The organism is Nocardia brasiliensis ATCC 700358 (genome assembly GCF_000250675.2).
GTDB lineage: Bacteria > Actinomycetota > Actinomycetes > Mycobacteriales > Mycobacteriaceae > Nocardia > Nocardia brasiliensis_B.
This window is the reverse complement of sequence record NC_018681.1, coordinates 6,890,587-6,907,141: the sequence shown is the minus strand read 5'-3', so window position 1 is coordinate 6,907,141 and position 16,555 is coordinate 6,890,587. Positions and strand designations below refer to the sequence as shown.

General features: G+C 68.9%; 18 protein-coding genes and 1 tRNA gene. 9 read left to right on the top strand and 10 right to left on the bottom strand.

The features are described from left to right. Positions 1-23: 23 nt before the first annotated feature. Positions 24-1,319 carry a M16 family metallopeptidase gene (locus O3I_RS30555; protein WP_051067039.1) on the top strand — a complete coding sequence of 432 codons (1,296 nt, stop codon included), beginning with the start codon at positions 24-26 and terminating at the stop codon, positions 1,317-1,319. Positions 1,320-1,329: 10 nt separating this feature from the next. Here O3I_RS30555 and O3I_RS30550 read toward each other — a convergent pair whose 3' ends face one another. Further along, positions 1,330-1,662 carry an ArsR/SmtB family transcription factor gene (locus O3I_RS30550; protein ID WP_014986885.1) on the bottom strand — a complete coding sequence of 111 codons (333 nt, stop codon included), beginning with the start codon at positions 1,660-1,662 and terminating at the stop codon, positions 1,330-1,332. 93 nt (positions 1,663-1,755) lie between these two features. Here O3I_RS30550 and O3I_RS30545 point away from each other — a divergent pair, with 93 nt between their 5' ends. Both O3I_RS30545 and O3I_RS30540 read left to right on the top strand, forming a co-directional pair. Then, a complete protein-coding gene (locus O3I_RS30545; RefSeq protein WP_014986884.1) occupies positions 1,756-2,976 on the top strand; it encodes an MFS transporter in 1,221 nt (406 codons plus the stop codon). Positions 2,977-3,049: 73 nt separating this feature from the next. After that, positions 3,050-3,122, top strand: a tRNA-Gly gene (locus O3I_RS30540). 4 nt (positions 3,123-3,126) lie between these two features. On the opposite strand, the gene O3I_RS30535 is transcribed toward O3I_RS30540, so the two are convergent. The 3 genes from O3I_RS30535 to O3I_RS30525 all read right to left on the bottom strand — a co-directional run bounded on the left by O3I_RS30535 (position 3,127) and on the right by O3I_RS30525 (position 6,088). Next, positions 3,127-4,488 carry an ABC1 kinase family protein gene (locus tag O3I_RS30535; RefSeq protein ID WP_051067038.1) on the bottom strand — a complete coding sequence of 454 codons (1,362 nt, stop codon included), beginning with the start codon at positions 4,486-4,488 and terminating at the stop codon, positions 3,127-3,129. Between the two features lie 142 nt (positions 4,489-4,630). Further along, positions 4,631-5,563 (bottom strand): FAD-dependent oxidoreductase, encoded by a 933-nt coding sequence (locus O3I_RS30530; RefSeq protein WP_014986882.1) that lies wholly within the window; start codon positions 5,561-5,563, stop codon positions 4,631-4,633. A 117-nt stretch (positions 5,564-5,680) separates the two neighbouring features. After that, on the bottom strand, positions 5,681-6,088 hold the full coding sequence (locus O3I_RS30525; RefSeq protein WP_014986881.1) for a hypothetical protein: 408 nt from the start codon (positions 6,086-6,088) through the stop codon (positions 5,681-5,683). 144 nt (positions 6,089-6,232) lie between these two features. On the opposite strand from O3I_RS30525, the gene O3I_RS30520 reads away from it, so the two are divergent. Then, entirely contained in the window at positions 6,233-7,636 is a 1,404-nt protein-coding gene (locus O3I_RS30520) for a pentapeptide repeat-containing protein (RefSeq protein ID WP_141691627.1), read from the top strand. 3 nt (positions 7,637-7,639) lie between these two features. Here the strand turns inward: O3I_RS30520 and O3I_RS30515 are convergent, their stop codons facing one another. The 4 genes from O3I_RS30515 to O3I_RS30500 form a co-directional block, all read right to left on the bottom strand. Beyond that, positions 7,640-8,743: an SGNH/GDSL hydrolase family protein gene (locus tag O3I_RS30515; protein ID WP_014986879.1), complete on the bottom strand. Its 1,104-nt coding sequence runs from the start codon at positions 8,741-8,743 to the stop codon at positions 7,640-7,642. Positions 8,744-8,966: 223 nt separating this feature from the next. Further along, positions 8,967-9,362: a VOC family protein gene (locus O3I_RS30510; protein WP_041564584.1), complete on the bottom strand. Its 396-nt coding sequence runs from the start codon at positions 9,360-9,362 to the stop codon at positions 8,967-8,969. Positions 9,363-9,557: 195 nt separating this feature from the next. Next, complete coding sequence (locus tag O3I_RS30505; RefSeq protein WP_014986877.1) at positions 9,558-10,640, bottom strand: sensor histidine kinase; 1,083 nt, start codon at positions 10,638-10,640, stop codon at positions 9,558-9,560. Then, the gene (locus O3I_RS30500; protein ID WP_014986876.1) at positions 10,637-11,284 is read right to left on the bottom strand and encodes a response regulator; all 648 of its coding nucleotides are present in this window, start codon (positions 11,282-11,284) and stop codon (positions 10,637-10,639) included. Before O3I_RS30500 ends, O3I_RS30505 begins: the two co-directional genes overlap by 4 nt. A gap of 203 nt (positions 11,285-11,487) precedes the next feature. On the opposite strand from O3I_RS30500, the gene O3I_RS30495 reads away from it, so the two are divergent. Next, positions 11,488-12,792, top strand: a complete 1,305-nt coding sequence (locus tag O3I_RS30495) for a DUF418 domain-containing protein (protein ID WP_014986875.1) — start codon at positions 11,488-11,490, stop codon at positions 12,790-12,792. Between the two features lie 51 nt (positions 12,793-12,843). Further along, the gene (locus tag O3I_RS30490) at positions 12,844-13,956 is read left to right on the top strand and encodes an alcohol dehydrogenase catalytic domain-containing protein (RefSeq protein WP_014986874.1); all 1,113 of its coding nucleotides are present in this window, start codon (positions 12,844-12,846) and stop codon (positions 13,954-13,956) included. Between the two features lie 53 nt (positions 13,957-14,009). Here the strand turns inward: O3I_RS30490 and O3I_RS30485 are convergent, their stop codons facing one another. Beyond that, entirely contained in the window at positions 14,010-14,438 is a 429-nt protein-coding gene (locus O3I_RS30485) for a MarR family winged helix-turn-helix transcriptional regulator (protein ID WP_014986873.1), read from the bottom strand. 82 nt (positions 14,439-14,520) lie between these two features. On the opposite strand from O3I_RS30485, the gene O3I_RS45715 reads away from it, so the two are divergent. The 3 genes from O3I_RS45715 to O3I_RS30470 are packed head-to-tail and all read left to right on the top strand — an operon-like array spanning position 14,521 to position 15,690. Next, the gene (locus tag O3I_RS45715; RefSeq protein WP_014986872.1) at positions 14,521-14,958 is read left to right on the top strand and encodes a hypothetical protein; all 438 of its coding nucleotides are present in this window, start codon (positions 14,521-14,523) and stop codon (positions 14,956-14,958) included. 34 nt (positions 14,959-14,992) lie between these two features. After that, positions 14,993-15,268, top strand: a complete 276-nt coding sequence (locus O3I_RS30475; protein WP_014986871.1) for a type II toxin-antitoxin system Phd/YefM family antitoxin — start codon at positions 14,993-14,995, stop codon at positions 15,266-15,268. Next, on the top strand, positions 15,265-15,690 hold the full coding sequence (locus O3I_RS30470; RefSeq protein ID WP_014986870.1) for a type II toxin-antitoxin system VapC family toxin: 426 nt from the start codon (positions 15,265-15,267) through the stop codon (positions 15,688-15,690). The genes O3I_RS30475 and O3I_RS30470 overlap by 4 nt, the downstream gene beginning before the upstream one ends. On the opposite strand, the gene O3I_RS43100 is transcribed toward O3I_RS30470, so the two are convergent. Next, positions 15,691-16,512, bottom strand: a complete 822-nt coding sequence (locus O3I_RS43100; protein WP_014986869.1) for an alpha/beta fold hydrolase — start codon at positions 16,510-16,512, stop codon at positions 15,691-15,693. Positions 16,513-16,555 lie beyond the last annotated feature (43 nt).

Genomic DNA, 16,555 nt, shown 5'->3' with positions numbered 1-16,555 from the left:
CGTCTGTGGAGCTGCGGGCGAACATGATTGATCCCGGCGTACAGCGCACCGTGCTACCCGGCGGGCTGCGCGTGGTCACCGAGCACGTGCCCGGCGTGCGTTCGGCATCGATCGGCGTCTGGGTGGGCGTCGGTTCGCGCGACGAAGGTCCGACCGTCGCCGGTGCGGCCCACTTCCTCGAGCACCTGCTGTTCAAGGCGACACCGACGCGCACCGCGCTCGACATCGCGCAGGCGATGGACGCGGTCGGCGGCGAGCTCAACGCGTTCACCGCGAAAGAGCAGACCTGCTACTACGCGCACGTGCTCGACGAGGACCTGCCGCTGGCCGTCGACATGGTCTCCGATGTGGTGCTCAACGGGCTGTGCCGCGCCGCCGACGTCGACGTGGAACGGCAGGTGGTGCTCGAGGAGATCGCCATGCGCGACGACGACCCGGAGGACGTGGTCGGCGACTCGTTCCTGTCCGCGCTGTTCGGCGATCATCCGATCGGGCGGCCGGTGATCGGCTCCATCGAGTCCATCGAATCGATGCATGCGGCGCAGCTGCGCGGCTTCCACCTGCGGCGCTACCGGCCGGACCGGATGGTCGTCGCGGTCGCGGGCAACGTCGAACACGACCACACGGTGGAACTCGTGCATCGGGCGTTCCAGAATCGGCTCGATCCGGCGGCGCAACCCGCCAAACGCCGGGAGGGCCGGTTCCGGCCGCACAGCGATCCCGAGTTGCAGTGGAGTCACCGCGACAGCGAGCAGGCGCATCTGGCGTTCGGGGTGCGCGCCTTCGGCCGGCACGAGGGGGAGCGGCGCTGGCCGCTCTCGGTGCTCAACACCGTGGTCGGCGGCGGGTTGAGTTCCCGCTTGTTCCAACGCATCCGGGAGGAACGCGGGCTCGCCTACTCGGTGTATTCGAGTGTGGACACCTTCGCCGACACCGGGGCGTTCTCGGTGTACATCGGCTGCCAGCCGGAAAACCTCGGCAAGGTGGCCGCGTTGGCCCGCGGTGTGCTCGAAGAGGTTGCGGCCGACGGTATCTCCGATGCCGAGTGCGCCCGCGCCAAGGGGTCGCTGCGCGGCGGACTGGTGCTGGGCCTGGAGGATTCGGCGTCCAGGATGAACCGCATCGGCCGCAGCGAGCTCAGCTACGGCAACCATCGCAGCGTGTCGGAAACCCTGGCCCGGATCGATGCGGTCACCACCGACGAGGTCTCGGCGATCGCCCGCACCCTCCTGGCCCGCCCCTTCGCGGCCTCGATCGCCGGTCCCTACAAGCGAACTCGGGAAATCCCCGCCGCCGTCCGGCGGTTGGTCGAGGGCTAGGGCCGACGGGTCAGGCGTCGGCGCGGTTCGCGGCGTCGACGATCGAGGGGAGCAGGCCGGGGAGGGCGGCTTCGACGTCGGTGGCGCGCAGGCGCTGCCAGATCTGGCCGTCGACGATCACGCGCTCGATCACGCCTGCCTCGCGCAGGATCTTGAAATGGTGGGTCGCGGTCGATTTGTTGATCGCGTCGTAGAGCGAGTTGCAACGCACCGGCATGCCCGCGCCCGCGTTGCTCAGGCGGCGCACCATCTCGAGCCGCACGGGGTCCTGGAGTGCGGCGAGCACGGTCGGCAGCGGGGCCACCGGTGGGACATCGACCACCGTATCTTTAGCATCGGTCATGATCCACCTCACTTTGGGGTTTGATGATCGTCGTACCGGATGTATGGTCGAGCTCGGTTCGATCATCATCAAACCTACCCGATCGGAGTTTCGATGGCAGTGACGGTAGCGACACCCGAGACGGGCGAGCGGACCTCGCAGCGCTGGGCATACGCACTGGTCCTGGCCGCGAGCGGGGTGGCGCTCGGGGTGTCCGGGGTGCCCGCCCCGCTGTACGGCATGTATCAGCAGGAGTGGCACTTCTCGCCCCTGACGACGACCTTCGTCTTCGCGGTCTACGCGTTCGCGGCGCTGGTCGCGGTGCTGGTGTCCGGCAAGATCTCCGACGTGGTGGGCCGCAAGCCCGTTCTGCTCGGCGCGTTCGTGACGATGATCGCGGGACTCGCGGTGTTCCTGCTCGCCGACAACGTGGCGATGCTGCTGCTCGCGCGGGCGCTGCACGGGTTCGCGGTCGGCGCGACCGTGGTCGCCGGTGCGGCGGCGCTGCTCGATCTGCGGCCCAAGCACGGTGCGCGCTCGGGTCAGCTGAGCGGCGTGGCCTTCAATGTCGGGATGGCCGTGGCGATTCTGGGCTCGGCCCTGCTCGCCCAGTACGCCCCGCACCCGCTGCGCACGCCGTACGTGGCCATCACCTTCGTGTGCCTGCTCATCGGCATCGGCATCATCGCGCTGGAGGAGCCGCACACCGCCCGCATCGCCGGACGGATCCGGATCGCGAAACCGGCTGTGCCGCAAGAAATCCGCGGTGACTTCTGGTTCTCCGCGCTCGGCGTGATGGCGGCCTGGTCGGTGCTGGGCGTGCTGCTCTCGCTGTATCCGTCGCTGGCCTCGGCCGAAACCGGCATCCACAACCTGGTTTTCGGCGGCGCGGTGGTCGCCTCGACCGCGGTGGCCGGAGCCACCTCGCAGTTGTTCGCGACCGCGATTCCCGCGCGGCGCGCGGCGATTCTCGGCGACACCGGCATGGCGATCGCGCTCGTGCTCACCGTGCCGGCGCTGCACACCGGCAACTGGATCGTGGTGCTGCTGGCCGGCGTGCTGCTCGGGGCGACGTTCGGCCTGGGCTTCGGCGGCTCGCTGCGGCACCTGTCCGAGGTTGTGCCGCAACACAAGCGGGGCGAAACCATGTCGGCGTACTACCTGCTCGCCTATACGGCGATGGCGTTGCCGACCATTCTCGCCGGCTGGGCGGCCACCACGTGGGGACTGAGCACCGTGTTCCCGTGGTTCGTCGGGGTCGTCGCGCTGGCCTGCCTGGCCGCGGCCGGCCTGGGCGTGCGGCGCAATCGCGCGACGGCCCAGCAGCCCGCATAAGGCGGATTGGCATTTTCCGCCGTCGATCGGCTAGAGTTCCATCTCGCGTCACGGAGCGATCCGGGATGCGAACGCGGATGTAGCGCAGCTGGTAGCGCATCACCTTGCCAAGGTGAGGGTCGCGGGTTCGAATCCCGTCATCCGCTCAATTCATTCGGCGAGCCGCTGTTTGCGCCGCGGCACCGCGGACGCGGTCTCGCCCTTCGTCAACAGTCCGGCCATGAAACCGAGCACGTCCGGGTCTTCGAGTGGTTTCCACTGCGGCGCAAGAAGTTTCATATAGCGCTCGACGTACAGCAGTTGCTTGCCGACCAGCACCAATTCGCGCGGCAGCTTGGCCTCGTAGATCCTGGCGACCTCGGCCAGACGCCGACCGAGCTGGGTATAGGACAGCGCGCCGAGATCGGACTTCTGCAACGGGGCGGTGACCGACCGGATATCGCGGGCCGCGCGCTTGACATTGCCGGGACGCCGAACCGCGCCCATATCGAAAATGGTGTGGCCCGCCGCCTCGAAGTCGTTGTGCACCATCAGTTCCACCACGAGCCGGCGCAACAGCAGCCGGGTCCGGTCGTCGAAACGGCCGACGATGCCCCAATCCAGGAACACGACCTTGCCCGCCGCGTCGACCAGGACGTTGCCCGCGTGCAGATCGCCGTGGAACAGCCCGGCCCGGAACGCCGACTCCAGCAGTGAGAGCAGGATCGTCTTCAGCAACGCGGCGCCCTCGAACCCCGCGGCGCGCACGGCGGCGACATCGTCGATGCGGACGGCGTCGATGTACTCCATCGTCAGCACCTTGGTGGTGCTGAATTCCGGGTACACCCGCGGCACCCGCACCTGAGCCGCGAACGGGGTGTTCGTGATGAATCGCGGCCACTCGGTCATGGCCGTGGCCTCGGTGTGGAAATCGATCTCGTCGTTGAGGTTGGCCGCGAAATCGGCCACGATATCGCGCGCGCCGAGCATGCGGCCGTACTCGGACAGTTCGAGCAGCTGCGCCGCGCGTTCCAGGATCTGCAGGTCCGCGGCGAGCCGGGCCTTGATGCCCGGTCGCTGGATCTTCACCACCACGTCGGTGCCCGAGTGCAGGGTCGCCCGATGCACCTGCGCGATCGAGGCCGACGCGATCGGTGCGGGATCGAAGTGGGCGAACAGCTGCGCGGGTGGCGCGCCCAATTGCTCGGTGAGCAGCGTCCGGATCGCCGCCGGATCGGCCGGCGGTACCCGATCCAGCAGGGTGCGGAACTCGTTCGACAGCGTCTCGGGAAAGACCCCGGGGCTCGACGCGATGAGCTGGCCGAGCTTGACATAGGTGGGCCCCAGCGCGGCGAACCGGTTGCGCGCCTCGTGTGCCGCCCGGTTCGCCAGCGGCCGGCCGTCGCGGCGGGTGAACAGCAGGCGCGCGCCGCCGCGGGTGGCCTGCCACAGGGTCGCGCCGACCCGCGCGGTCTCGGTGCCGATCGACACCGGCTGCAACCGAAGTGGCGTGGTGGCGCCCGCTGGGGCCATCGATCCTCCGTCGTCGGTGCGCGCGCCCGGCCGCTCGCTCACGGCACGCGCGACTGCCTGCATACCCGAACACAGAATAGGCGTTCGGGCGGTGATCGGAACGACCGGCGGATCGAGCGTGTCCGGGCGGGGCAGGTGCACCTCAGGCGAGCAACCGGACCACTTCGCGGGCGCTGCCCCAGGAGAGGCTGACGCCCATGCCGTCGTGGCCGTAGTTGTGCACCACGCGGGCGCCGCCGAGCTGCTCCTCGTCGAGCCGGGCGGCGGTGCGGCCCGGGCGCAGGCCCACTTCGTGGCCGACCACTTCGGCGTCGGCCAGCCGCGGCTCGACCTCGATGGCGCGGCGCAGGATGCGTTCGGCCAGTTCGGGATCGGGGTCCAGACTCCAGCGGCCCGGATGCCGGGCTCCGCCGAGGATCAAGCGCTCACCGTGCGGGAAGATGCCGGTCCACTCCGGTTCCTGCACGAACTCGACGTAGAAATCGGTGAGACCGGGATTGCGCAGGATGACGTGCTGACCGCGCACCGGCTGGACCTCGGCATCGCCGACGAGCTTGCCCGCGGCCACGCCGGTGCAGTTCACCACGACGGGCGCGGCGGCGGTGGCCTCGCCGAGATCGCGCACCCGGCGTTGTTCGATCTCGATGCCCGCCGCGGCGAGCCGATCGGTCAGGTAGTCCAGGTAGCGCGGCAGGTCGATGAGCGGTGCGGTGCACCACAATCCGACCAGCATGCCCTCCGGTAGCTCGTCGGCCCGGCAGAACTCGGCCTCGCCGAGATCGTCCATCCAGTGCGGTGGTTCGGCCGAGAGATTCGACACCTGGAGTCCGCGTTCGAAATGCACGCCGGACGCGGGTTCCTTGGCGAGCCGGGAGAGTTCGGCGAAGGAGACTCGGCTCCACGCCAGATCCCGCGGCGTATGCCCCGGCCCCCACAGACCGCTCGCGACGGCGGAGGTGGTCTGCCGGGGCGGCAGTTCGGCCCACACCCGAACCCGATGGCCTGCCTCCGCCAGGCACACCGCCGTGGTCAACCCGATCACGCCCGCCCCGAGCACCAAAACATCATCAGCCATCTCGTGACGGTACCTACGAATACCCCTCGCGGACTTGAAAAGAACGGAATGGCAACGTCAATGACTCTGTGCGGGATCAAGATTCGCAAGGCCGGGGCGGGCGCGGCGGACAACCGCTCAGTCGGTCGGTACCGCGGTCTCCTGGATGATCCGCCAGCGGTAGCGCGGGGGTGCGCCGTCGGTGGTGAGGACCGCGGTGCTGCGGCGGTCGGTGTGCTTGCCGTCGAAGTGGTGGCGCTCCAAGAACCGGACAACGGTCACGCTGCCCTCGACGAGCAGCAGTTCCACGTCGTCGATCTCGATGTCGAGACCGGGCCTGGAGTTCTTGGCGCGGCGCAATCCGGACAGCAATTCCGATTGGCTCACTCGAGCCCCGTCCAGGGTCACCATCGAGAACGAGTCGTGCTGGGTGGCCGCGAACTGTTCCAGCACCTGCTGGTCCGCATCGGTGCCCAGCCAGGCCGACAACAGCGCGTGTACGTGCTCGACCTCGGCGACCGGGTCGAGGGAATCGGAAGCAGACATAACGGCACCCTACTCGAGCAACCACGCCGCAATGCCCCGGCACGCGGACCCGGTGGCAAGAGGACATGCTGGAATGAGTTGGGGCACTGTGGTAGCCGATCTTGTCCGGTAGTCGGCAGGCGGCAATCCGGCTACCATGCGCTAATGCGATGGGGGAGGTTGGGCGACCGACTGCACCGCGCGGCGTTACTGCTTGCGGTGTCGATGGCGGTCGTCGGCGGGCTCGCCATCGCGGCACTCACCTGGTGGTTGCTGTGGCTGGGCTTCGGCGCGACCGCCGAGCAGCCGAACCGGCTGGACCTCACCAAGATCGCGCTGGCGGTCGCGGCGGGTGCCGGCGGCGCCGTCGCGCTGGCGGTGGCCTACCGGCGTCAGCGCGACCTGGAGCGCGGCCGTTTCGCCGACCTGTTCGGCGCCGCCGCGCGGCAGCTCGGAGACGCCGACGTGGCGGTCCGCATCGCCGGGGTCTACGCGATGGCCGGCGTCGCCGACGACTTCCGCGCGCCGAGCCGGCGCCAGCAGTGCGTCGATGTGCTGTGCGGTTACCTGCGGCTGCCCTACGACCCGGTCGCCGGCGCGAACCACCTTGTGTCGCAGGCGGAAACGGTGGACGAATCCGGGCTGAAGGTCGAGCGGGTCTACCAGTTCCGGCAGAACGATCGGGAAGTCCGCCGCACCATCGTCAAGGTGATCGCCGATCACCTGCGCCGGTCGGCCGAGATCTCCTGGTCGCACTGCGAGTTCACGTTCAATCGCGCCGTGCTCGAACAAGGCGACTTCCGCGACACCGTGTTCGCGGGGCGGCACACCTCCTTCGCCGGGGCGCTGTTCACCGGGCGCACCACGTTCGAGAACGCGGTCTTCGCCGGTCCGCACGTCACGTTCCGGGATGCGCGGTTCCAGGACGGGCCGGTGCTGTTCGAGCGGGCGCAGTTCGGCTCGACCCGCGGCGAGAAGGGCGAGCGCGCGAGCTACGGCACCACGTTCGACGGCGCGGACTTCGACTGTTCGGTGTCGTTCGAGCGCGCGGTCTTCCTCGGCCCGCGCACCAGTTTCACCGGCATGCGCTGCACCGGGGCACGAACCTCGTTCCAGGACACGAAGTTCCAGACGGAGGTCACCGCGTTCGACCGCGCCACGCTCGATGGTCAGCACCTCGCGTTCACCGGAGCGGAACTGTCGAGCGCCCGGATCACCTTCGCGGGCACCAACTTCGAGGCGAGCACGGTCGCCTTCGACGAGACCCGGATCGGGGCCCCGGCGCGCATGCGCAACCGGGGGACCCGGGAAACCGATTTCCGCGGCGCGGAATTCCACGGCACGACCACCTTCGCGGGCACCACGTTCGCGGGCCGTTCGGTGGACTTCACCGAGGGCGACTTCTTCGGTGACATCTCCTTCGTGGGTGCGCGGTTCAGCGCGGGCGAGGTGCGCTTCGATCGGCCCAAGGCCTGGGTCGGGATCCATTTCGACTGGGACGACATCCCGACCCGCAAACCGCAGAACGTGAAACCGAATCCGTGGCCGCCGGAGCCACCCGACGAGTGAGCCCTATTCGGGGACGACCGCAGGGTAGGGCCGCAGCGCGGGCCACGTCTGCGCGGTCAGCTTGCCCAGGGTGTATTTGGTGAGCAGGTCTTCGGCGATCTTTCGCGCGATGAGCTGGTACACCGCCTCGGTGGGGTGGGCCAGGTCGCTGGTGGTGAGGAAGCGGCGGAACACCGGCTCGACCGGGTCGCGCTGCCCCAGATAGTGCACCGGAACGCCGTGCTCTTGGGCGAAACCCTTGAGGTCGAACGCGTCCTGGTGCTCGGCGACGAACTTCATCCACGCGTTCATCCGGACCAGCGTGATGTTGTCCTTCTTCGCGCCGGGACCGGGATCCTCGGCCGTCGAGGGCCAGTGCGTGGCGAGGTAGTCCAGCTGATCGTTGAAGCGGACCGTGTTCGCCTCGAACTTGTCCACCTGCTTGCGCTTGCCGTCGGCGATCTGGTCGAGGAAGCGGATCGAGATGGTCGGGCTCGGCAGATCGATCAGCAGGAAATGCTCCTGGTCGCGGTTGCCCGAGGCGTTGGCGATGCTGTCGACCAGCCCCTTGATCTCTTCGATGATGGGCGTGATGCCGGTGCCGTCCTTGTTCGACTCGAAGTAGCCGACCCGGTAGACCTCCCGCTCGCCCATCACCAGGCCCGCGCCGCGTTCGGCGGTGACGATGTCGTTCAAGCCGATCCAGATGATGTGCAGGGTGTGGCCGCGATAGTTCGCGCCCATCGCCCGGCGCGCCGCCAGGTACGCCTCGATCTCGGTCTTCAGATAGCCCAGCGCACCGGCTTTGGGTTTCCAGTCGGAGGCCGCGATCGCCCCGCCCTCGGCGTAATTGGCGTAGAACAGTGGCGGATTCGTGTTCGTGTCGGTCTTCAGCAGCATCGAGCGGGTGGTCAGGCTGCGGTGCGGCAGGGTCGCGCTCTCGGTGGCGTCCTTGTCGCCGCGGACCAGAGGGTCCGCGCCGGTCCACTCGACCAGGAAGTCGGTCCAGTTCTTTCCGTCGCTGAAGCGCCCGATCTCGTTGGTCCGCATCGCTTTCAGCGCACGGGCGAACAGACCGGTCGGCGCTTCGCGTTTGTTACCGACGTCCGACAAACTGTCGCCGAGCACGATTAAATTCTGCACCGCAGTAGGCATGGCAAACTCGCATATCGCAAATACAAAAAGGCGCAAGGCCTTCCGGACAAGACGAGAATACGCAGTCCCCGGACACGGCATGCCGAACTCGAAAAACAAACCGGGACAGCCGAATTCGAGTGGAGTGATAGAAAAGAATAAAAATGGATAGTGCGTGGGGCAGAGGCGGCGCCCGTGCGGACGCCGCCCCGCGCCGCTAACTCGGCCAGCCGCCGTAGGGCACCGTGATCAACTCCATGAAGTGGCCGTTCGGGTCCAGGAAGTAGACGCCGCGACCACCGTCGTTGTGGTTGATCTCGTTGACCCCCTGTTGCCGGGGATCGGCCCAGTGCTCCAGTTTGTAACGCTGGATCTTGGCGTACGCCGCATCGAATTCGGCCTCGCTGATCAAGAAGGCATAGTGCTGGGGTGATATCTCGGTGACGTGCGGTGGCACATTCGCGAAATCGAACGTGACTCCGTTGTCCAGCGGCAGCGGGATGAACGGGCCCCATTCGGCGCCGAGTTCGGTACCCAGGATGTCTGCCCAGAATTCGGCGGTCACCCGGCTATCGCGGCAACCGACAATGGTGTGATTGAACTGTACTGACAGGGGATTTCTCCTTGTGTCGTGACGGTCCCGACCCCGGGCTCGGTACAAGGCGGCCAACGGGAGCACCGTCACGGTCGACGACGCTAGCAAACATCCGACGGATTTCGCCAGCATCCCGTGACGCGGACCATGTTTCGGCCCGGGACAGCGGCCCGGCAGGCTCGGCCCCGGCGAACGCGGCTCGCCGGACGCGGCTCAGCGCGGCAGCCGCAATTCGGCGCGATAGCCGCCGTCGGCGCACGGCCCGGCGGTGAAGCTGCCGCCGAGCAGTTCCGCGCGTTCGCCGAGTCCGACCAATCCGTGTCGTGAGCTGGGCAGTCGCATCGCGGGCCGGGTGGGCCGGGTGTTGGTGACGGTGACGCCGAGATGATCGGCGTCGTGCCACAGCTGCACCTCGGCGGTCGCGCCGGGCGCGTGCTTGCGGACGTTGGTCAGCGCCTCCTGTACCGTCCGATAGATCGTGCGCTGGGCGGGCGCGCCGAGGTCGGCCGGCAGGTCACCGCTGAACTCGACCTGAATACCGCTGGAGTCGAGCAGCTTTCGCAGATCGGCCAGGGTCGGCTGCGGGGTCAGCTCGGTGCCCTGGCCGCCCGCGGCGCGCAGCAGGGTGACCATGTGGCGCAGCTCGTCGAGGGTGTCCACGCTGAGCCTGCGAATGGTGCGCGCGGTCTCGGCCGCGGCCGCATCGGTCGTCGCGACCTGTAATGCGCCCGCGCTCACGGCGATCAGGCTCACCTGGTGTGCGACGACATCGTGCATTTCCCGGCCGATCTGCGCGCGTTCGCGGGCCAGCACGGCTTGCGCGTGCAGCAGTCGTTCGTGGTCGCGGGCTGCCTCGATCTCGGAGAGCCGGGTGGACAACTCGCGGCGGGTCCGCATCAGCTGGCCGAGCAGCACCGGGGCGCCGGCCCAGGCCAGGGAGTAGACGAGCGAGACGAGGGTGTCCGGCGTGCGGTAGTCGTCCGAGTGCGGCCAGGGAAACGCCGCGGCGACGGCGGTGGCGAGCGCGGCGGCCGTCAGCAGCGCGCGGTTCCTGGTGCGGTCGGCCAGCGTGTACAGGGCGATCGCGGGCGCGGCCAGCACGGCGAGCAGCAGGCTCGCGGGCAAGGTCAGCAGGAAGGCCACCAGTGGAAAGCGTCTGCGCAGCAGCAGGCCCGCGCACGCGATACCGCCGGCGATCCGCGCGCCCACGGTGCCGTCGTCACCGTCGACATACACATCGGCCGCGGCGACGACGACCAGCGCGAGGTCGACCAACCACGGGTTGATCCGGTTCACGGCAGTAGACCGGCGCGCTGGGCGAGCAGGGCCGCCTGTACCCGGCTGCTCACGCGCAGTTTGGTGAAGATCGCGCTGACGTGGTCTTTCACCGTGCCGACGCTCAGATGGATCTGCTGCCCGATCTCGGCGTTGGACAGTCCCGCGGCCAGCTCGACGAGCACCGCGCGCTCGCGTTCGGTCAGCCGCTCGACGCGCGCCGCCTCGGCGTCGATATCGGCGGTGGTGGCCGGTTCGGCATTGCGCAACAGCGCCGCGGATGCCTTGGGTGACAGCACGACACCGCCCGCGGCGAGCGTGCGCGTCAGCTGGGCGAGTTGCTCCGGCTCGGTATCCTTGAGCACGAAACCTGCTGCGCCCGAACGCAATGCGGAAAGGATGTATTCGTCGGTGTCGAAGGTGGTCAGCATCGCCACCACGGGAGGCTCGGGCAGTGCGCGCAGCAGGCGCAGCACCGCGAGCCCGTCGACGTCGGGCATCCTGATATCGAGCAGCACCACGTCCGGCCGTGCCCGCTCGACCGCCGCCACCGCTTCCGAACCGGTCGCGGTGGCCACCACCTCGATATCGGCCGCGGCGTTCAGGATCAGCTCGAATCCGGAACGAACCAGCGCCTCGTCGTCGACGACCACCACCCGAATCATTCGCTCGTACCCTTTTCGCCGTCGTTGCCCGCTCCCTGTCGAGCCTAGATCTGCCCTGTTCACCGGGCTGCGCACGACCCCGGCGCACAGCCGGACGGCGGGGGTGGACCAGCCGATCGGCGGAGCGGTGCGGCCGCCGGGCAGACCGGTTCCGGACCTGCGCCGGATACCCGCGGCGCGGTTCGTCGCCGAGGCTGAGGAACATGGCACATCATGGTGTTCCGGCCGCGTCGGTCGCGGCCGGACCGGAGCGTGCGGCAGGTGGTCGGCGGGACGGGGTCGCGGGGTTGGTGCAGCGGGGGCGGACCGGGATGACGCCGGCTGAGGTGACGCGGGTCGAACCCGCGGACGGCAAGGCGGCCCGTGCCGCCGGACGGCTGGTCGGCGTCGATCTCGCTCGCGGCATCGCGGTGCTCGGCATGTTCGCGGCGCACCTCGGGCCGACACCGGACCACGGCGGGGTCGTCGGGTTCGTCATGGAACTGGCGCACGGGCGGTCCTCCGCGCTGTTCGCGTTCCTCGCCGGGTTCTCGATCGTGCTGATCACCGGGCGGCGGGCGGCCAAGACCGGGCGCGACGGCCGCCAGGCGGTGGTGAAGGTCCTGATCCGGGCGGGCATCCTGCTGGTGGTCGGCACCGGGCTGACCGCGCTCGGCACGCCGGTCGAGGTGATCCTGGCCTACTACGGGTTGTATTTCGTGCTGGCGTTGCCGCTGTCGCGGCTGCGCGCCACGACACTGGCGGTGATCGCGGCCCTGAGCGCGCTCGTGCTGCCGCAGATCTGGTTCCTGGTGACCGACGCGGCGCCCGGCTGGTTCGACGCCGTCGACGGCCACGATCCGCTCGCGTGGGCCAGCGGTCGTGGCGACGCGGTCGGCAGTCCGGGCGGGCTGATCGGCCTGCTGTTCACCGGCAGCTATCCCGCGCTGACCTGGCTGCCGTTCGTGCTCGCGGGCATGGCGGTGGCGCGACTCGACTTGTCCGACAGGGTGATTCGGCTCCGGGTGCTGGCGGTCGGGATCGCGCTCGCGGTGCTGGGTTACGGCGGCTCCGCGGTGGCGTTGCGGGTGGTGCCCGGTACGGTGCCGTCGGCCGGGCTGATGGACGCGCCGTGGTGGTCCGATCTGGCCGAGGAACAGCCCGGCTGGCGCGAGCAATTGGTCGCGGTGCCGCACAGCGAGACGACGCTGTCGATCGTCGCGAACACCGGTGTGGCGATCGCGGTCCTGATCGCCTGCGTGCTGGCCTGTGCTCGCTCCGGCCGGTTCCGCAGGGTGAGTGCGCCGCTGATCGCGGTCGGCACCATGTCGTTGACCGCGTACGTGTTCCACATCGTCGCCGTGGCGATCCTCGGCATCGACACGCTCCCCGCCGACAGCCTCCCGGTACTGCTCGGGCTCAGCGCGATCGTCCTGATGTTCGCCTACTGCTGGACCCGCTTCTTCGCCCGCGGCCCGCTCGAATGGTTGCTGCACCGGGCCACCGCGGTGGCCGGGCGGGTTCGGTGATCGTCCGACGGGGTCTGTGCCGGGGACGGTGCGGGCGGTAGCGTCGGCGGAATGAAGATTCGTGGGGCGGTCCTGGAGCAGATCGCGGCGCCCGTGCCGTTCGCCGAATCGGTGCCCATCCGGGTGGGTGAGCTGGAACTCGGTGCGCCCGGCCCGGGTGAGCTGCTGGTTCGGATCGAAGCGGCCGGGCTGTGCCATTCGGATCTGTCCGTGGTGGACGGCAACCGGGTGCGTCCGGTGCCCATGCTGCTCGGACACGAGGCGGCGGGCCGGGTCGAGGCGATCGGGCCGGGGGAGAGCGACCTCGCGCTCGGACAGCGCGTGGTGATGACCTTCCTGCCGCGGTGCGGCGAGTGCGCGGGCTGCGCGACCGACGGGCGTACGCCGTGCGTGCCGGGCAGCGTCGCCAACAACGCGGGCGAACTGCTCGGCGGCGGCCGGCGGCTGCATCGCGACGGTGCGGAGGTACACCACCATCTGGGCGTGTCCGCGTTCGCCACGCACGCCGTGGTGGATCGGCGATCGGTGGTGCCCGTGGACGACGACGTACCGCCCGAGGTGGCCGCCGTGCTCGGCTGTGCCGTGCTGACCGGTGGTGGCGCGCTGCTCAATTCGGCGAAGCCGGGGCCGGGCGACCGGATCATGGTGGTCGGGCTCGGCGGTGTCGGCATGGCCGCGGTGCTCGTCGCGGTATCGCTCGCGGCCGCCGGGCACGAGGTGATCGCGGTCGACACGGTGCCGGAAAAACTGCGCCTGGCCACGGAATTGGGTGCCACCGCGGCGTACACCCCGGCGCAGGTGGCCGAACTCGGCGTGCAGGCGGAGATCGTGGTGGAAGCCGCGGGCAATATCCGCGCCTTCGAAACGGCGGTCGCCGCAACGGCTCCCGGCGGTACCACGGTCACCGTCGGGCTGCCCGCGCCCGACGCGCGCGCCACCATCTCACCGCTCGCCCTGGTCGCGCAGGGCCGTTCGATCGTCGGCAGCTACCTCGGCTCCGCCGTGCCCGCCCGCGACATACCCGCCTACGTCGACATGTGGCGGGCGGGCAGGTTGCCGGTCGAGCGGCTGGTCTCCGCGCATATCGGGCTCGACGAGATCAACCGCGCCATGGACGAATTGGCCGCGGGCCACGCCCTGCGCCAGGTGATCGTCTTCGACTGAACCCGGCACCGCGCCGGTCCCTGAGTTCCGGTGCGCCCAGCGTTGCGGCGCCGTCAGCCCTCCAGTGCATCCACGAAACGGCGTAGCAGGCGGGCGAATTCGGCGCGCTCGGCGGCGGTCCAGTCGGCCATTGCCGCGGCCATGGCCGACCGTCGGCCTGCATCGGCGACGGCGATTGCTCGGTCGCCGTCGGTGGTGAGCCGCAGGACGGAGCGGCGACCGTCGCGCTGATCGGCGGTCCGTTCCAATAACCCGAGGGAAACCGCCTGTGCGACAAGGCGGCTCGCGCGCGGTTGATCGACGCCCAACGCGGCGGCCAGCGTAGTCACCGTGGGGCACGGGTCGGCGGCGACCGCGTCCAGCGCCCGGAACACGGCGACGGGGATGGGGGAATCGCGACCGAGCGCGCCCCGGGTCTGCCTGCGCCGGATCCGGACCATCGCCGCCGCCACGGCCGCAGTGACCTCGTCCTGCTCTGCCATCGCTGCTCCTCGTCCGCTCTGTCGCCGCTCGATTTGCATGTAGTCTTACATGTAGTTGCACCTATACATACTTGGAGGAGTCATGGCTGTACAGCGCCGGATCGGGTACTGGCTCGTCGAACTCGATCGCCTGATCAACGAGCGCTTCGACGAGGACCTCGCCGCGGGCGGGTTGAGTCGCAGGCACTGGCAGATTCTGCATTCGCTGGCCGACGGGCCGCAGCCGGCGGCGGAGGTGCGGGCAGCGCTCGACGCGTTCCTGGACGGCGGCGCGGCGTGGGACGAGGAGGTCGCGGCCCTGGTGGCGGACGGCTCGGTCGTCGCCGAGGCGGGCACGCTCGCGCTGAACGACGTCGGACGAAACATCCACGCGCAGGCCTGGATTCGGATCCGGGCGCGCCGCCGCGCGATGACCGACGGGGTCAGCGACGAGCAGTTCGCCGACACGCTGTGGGTGCTGCAGAAGATGGCGGCCAATATGTCTGGCGCTGCGCCGGAGCGGCGCGTAGCCTTGCATTGACCAGAGTAGTCAGAATAGTCGAAACGGGGATCGGATGACTCGGAAGCGGCCGCAGCGCCCGGACATCGTGTGGCCGCTCGCCGACGCGAAGGCTCGACTGTCCGAGTTGATCGACACCGTAGAGCGGGAGGGGCCTCAAGTGATCAGCAAGCACGGACGTGAAGTCGCGGTAGTCGTGCCCATCGACGAATGGGACCAGAAGACAAGCCGGAAGGGCAGTCTCGCGGAGTTCTTCGCCGATTCGCCGCTGCGTAATTCCGGTCTAGAGATCGAACGTATCCGGTCGGAACTGCGCGACATCGACCTGTGAAAAACTACGTTCTCGACACCTGTGCCGTGTCGGAATGGATGAAGCCGCAACCGGATCCGGGCCTCATCCGTTGGTTGCACACGGCGGATGAGGACCGGCTCCACCTCAGCGTCATCACCCTGGGGGAGATTCGGAAGGGCATCGAGAAGCTACCGGATTCGCCCAAGCGGCAGCGGCTGGTGGAGTGGTTGACGGAGTCGTTGCTCACCCGCTTCGGGCGGCGCATCTTGCCGGTCGATGCGGTTGTGGCCCAAGCCTGGGGACGCCTGGCGGCCAGGCTCGAGCAAGGTGGGACGTCCGTTGAATCGGCGGATGTGTTGATCGCGGCAACTGCGGAGTCGCACGGCTTCACGGTTGTCACTCGTAATGTGAAGCATTTCGAGCCGACCGGCGTTTCGCTGGTCTGCCCATGGGGTGAATAGTCAAGTGCGGCTGAGGAACTCGGTCACCAAGGCGACGTAGTCGGTGGTGCGGCTGATCGCCAGGGAGTGACCGCCCTCGGCGAACGTGCGGTACTCGGATCCTGGATGTAGTTCGCGTAGGCGATCGGTGTGGGTGGTGGTGATCAGCGGATCGTCGTCCGCGCGGAAGATCAGCGTCGGCCCCGACCAGGCGGGGCCGCGTAGAAGATCATCGACCTGCTCGGCGAGTTCCAAGAGCAGCCCATACGAATTGGCGGAGCCGACACTGCCGTGCACATCGGACGCGCGCAATACCTGATCGATCCAGAACTCGGCCTCGTCGGAATCCTTCCAGGTGGCGCGCAACGCGGTCTGGATCGCCTCGCGGGTCTCCGGCCACGGCGTCGCCAACGTGACCTCGATCCGCGCCCGCAGCCGGTCGACATCCTCGGGGCCGTACAACCCCGTGCTCGAGAACGTCAGCGATCGGACGCGCTCCGGAATCCGGCGCGACAGCAACTCCGCGTACATGCCACCCGCGGACTGGCCCACCACATGCGCCCGCTCGATACCCTCCGCGTCGAGCACCGCCACCAATCCGTCGATCAGCTCGGCGCACGAGGTGATACTCGCCGGATAGTCGGGCGCGATCGTCCGGAACCGTGGCGTCAGCGCGAGCGCCACATCCAGCCAGCCGATACCGATCCCGGCGCCGCCGGTGAGCAGCAGTACCGGATCGCCCGCACCGCCCGCGTAATAGTGCCAATCATGTTGTCCGGCAGTCGACTTCCGGCTGTCGTGTGCGTCGAGAAATGCTGCGGCCCGTGCCTGAATCGAAGTCACCCTGGTGACCGTAGGGCAGAAAACGGACAGGCGCAATTATGCG

What these genes read in the sequence shown, in the direction of transcription:
- O3I_RS30555 (WP_051067039.1), top strand. Translation starts at nt 24, where the DNA reads ATGATTGATCCCGGCGTACAGCGCACCGTGCTACCCGGCGGGCTGCGC.
- O3I_RS30550 (WP_014986885.1), bottom strand. Translation starts at nt 1,662, where the DNA reads ATGACCGATGCTAAAGATACGGTGGTCGATGTCCCACCGGTGGCCCCG.
- O3I_RS30545 (WP_014986884.1), top strand. Translation starts at nt 1,756, where the DNA reads ATGGCAGTGACGGTAGCGACACCCGAGACGGGCGAGCGGACCTCGCAG.
- O3I_RS30535 (WP_051067038.1), bottom strand. Translation starts at nt 4,488, where the DNA reads ATGGCCCCAGCGGGCGCCACCACGCCACTTCGGTTGCAGCCGGTGTCG.
- O3I_RS30530 (WP_014986882.1), bottom strand. Translation starts at nt 5,563, where the DNA reads ATGGCTGATGATGTTTTGGTGCTCGGGGCGGGCGTGATCGGGTTGACC.
- O3I_RS30525 (WP_014986881.1), bottom strand. Translation starts at nt 6,088, where the DNA reads ATGTCTGCTTCCGATTCCCTCGACCCGGTCGCCGAGGTCGAGCACGTA.
- O3I_RS30520 (WP_141691627.1), top strand. Translation starts at nt 6,233, where the DNA reads ATGCGATGGGGGAGGTTGGGCGACCGACTGCACCGCGCGGCGTTACTG.
- O3I_RS30500 (WP_014986876.1), bottom strand. Translation starts at nt 11,284, where the DNA reads ATGATTCGGGTGGTGGTCGTCGACGACGAGGCGCTGGTTCGTTCCGGA.
- O3I_RS30495 (WP_014986875.1), top strand. Translation starts at nt 11,488, where the DNA reads ATGGCACATCATGGTGTTCCGGCCGCGTCGGTCGCGGCCGGACCGGAG.
- O3I_RS30490 (WP_014986874.1), top strand. Translation starts at nt 12,844, where the DNA reads ATGAAGATTCGTGGGGCGGTCCTGGAGCAGATCGCGGCGCCCGTGCCG.
- O3I_RS30485 (WP_014986873.1), bottom strand. Translation starts at nt 14,438, where the DNA reads ATGGCAGAGCAGGACGAGGTCACTGCGGCCGTGGCGGCGGCGATGGTC.
- O3I_RS45715 (WP_014986872.1), top strand. Translation starts at nt 14,521, where the DNA reads ATGGCTGTACAGCGCCGGATCGGGTACTGGCTCGTCGAACTCGATCGC.
- O3I_RS30475 (WP_014986871.1), top strand. Translation starts at nt 14,993, where the DNA reads ATGACTCGGAAGCGGCCGCAGCGCCCGGACATCGTGTGGCCGCTCGCC.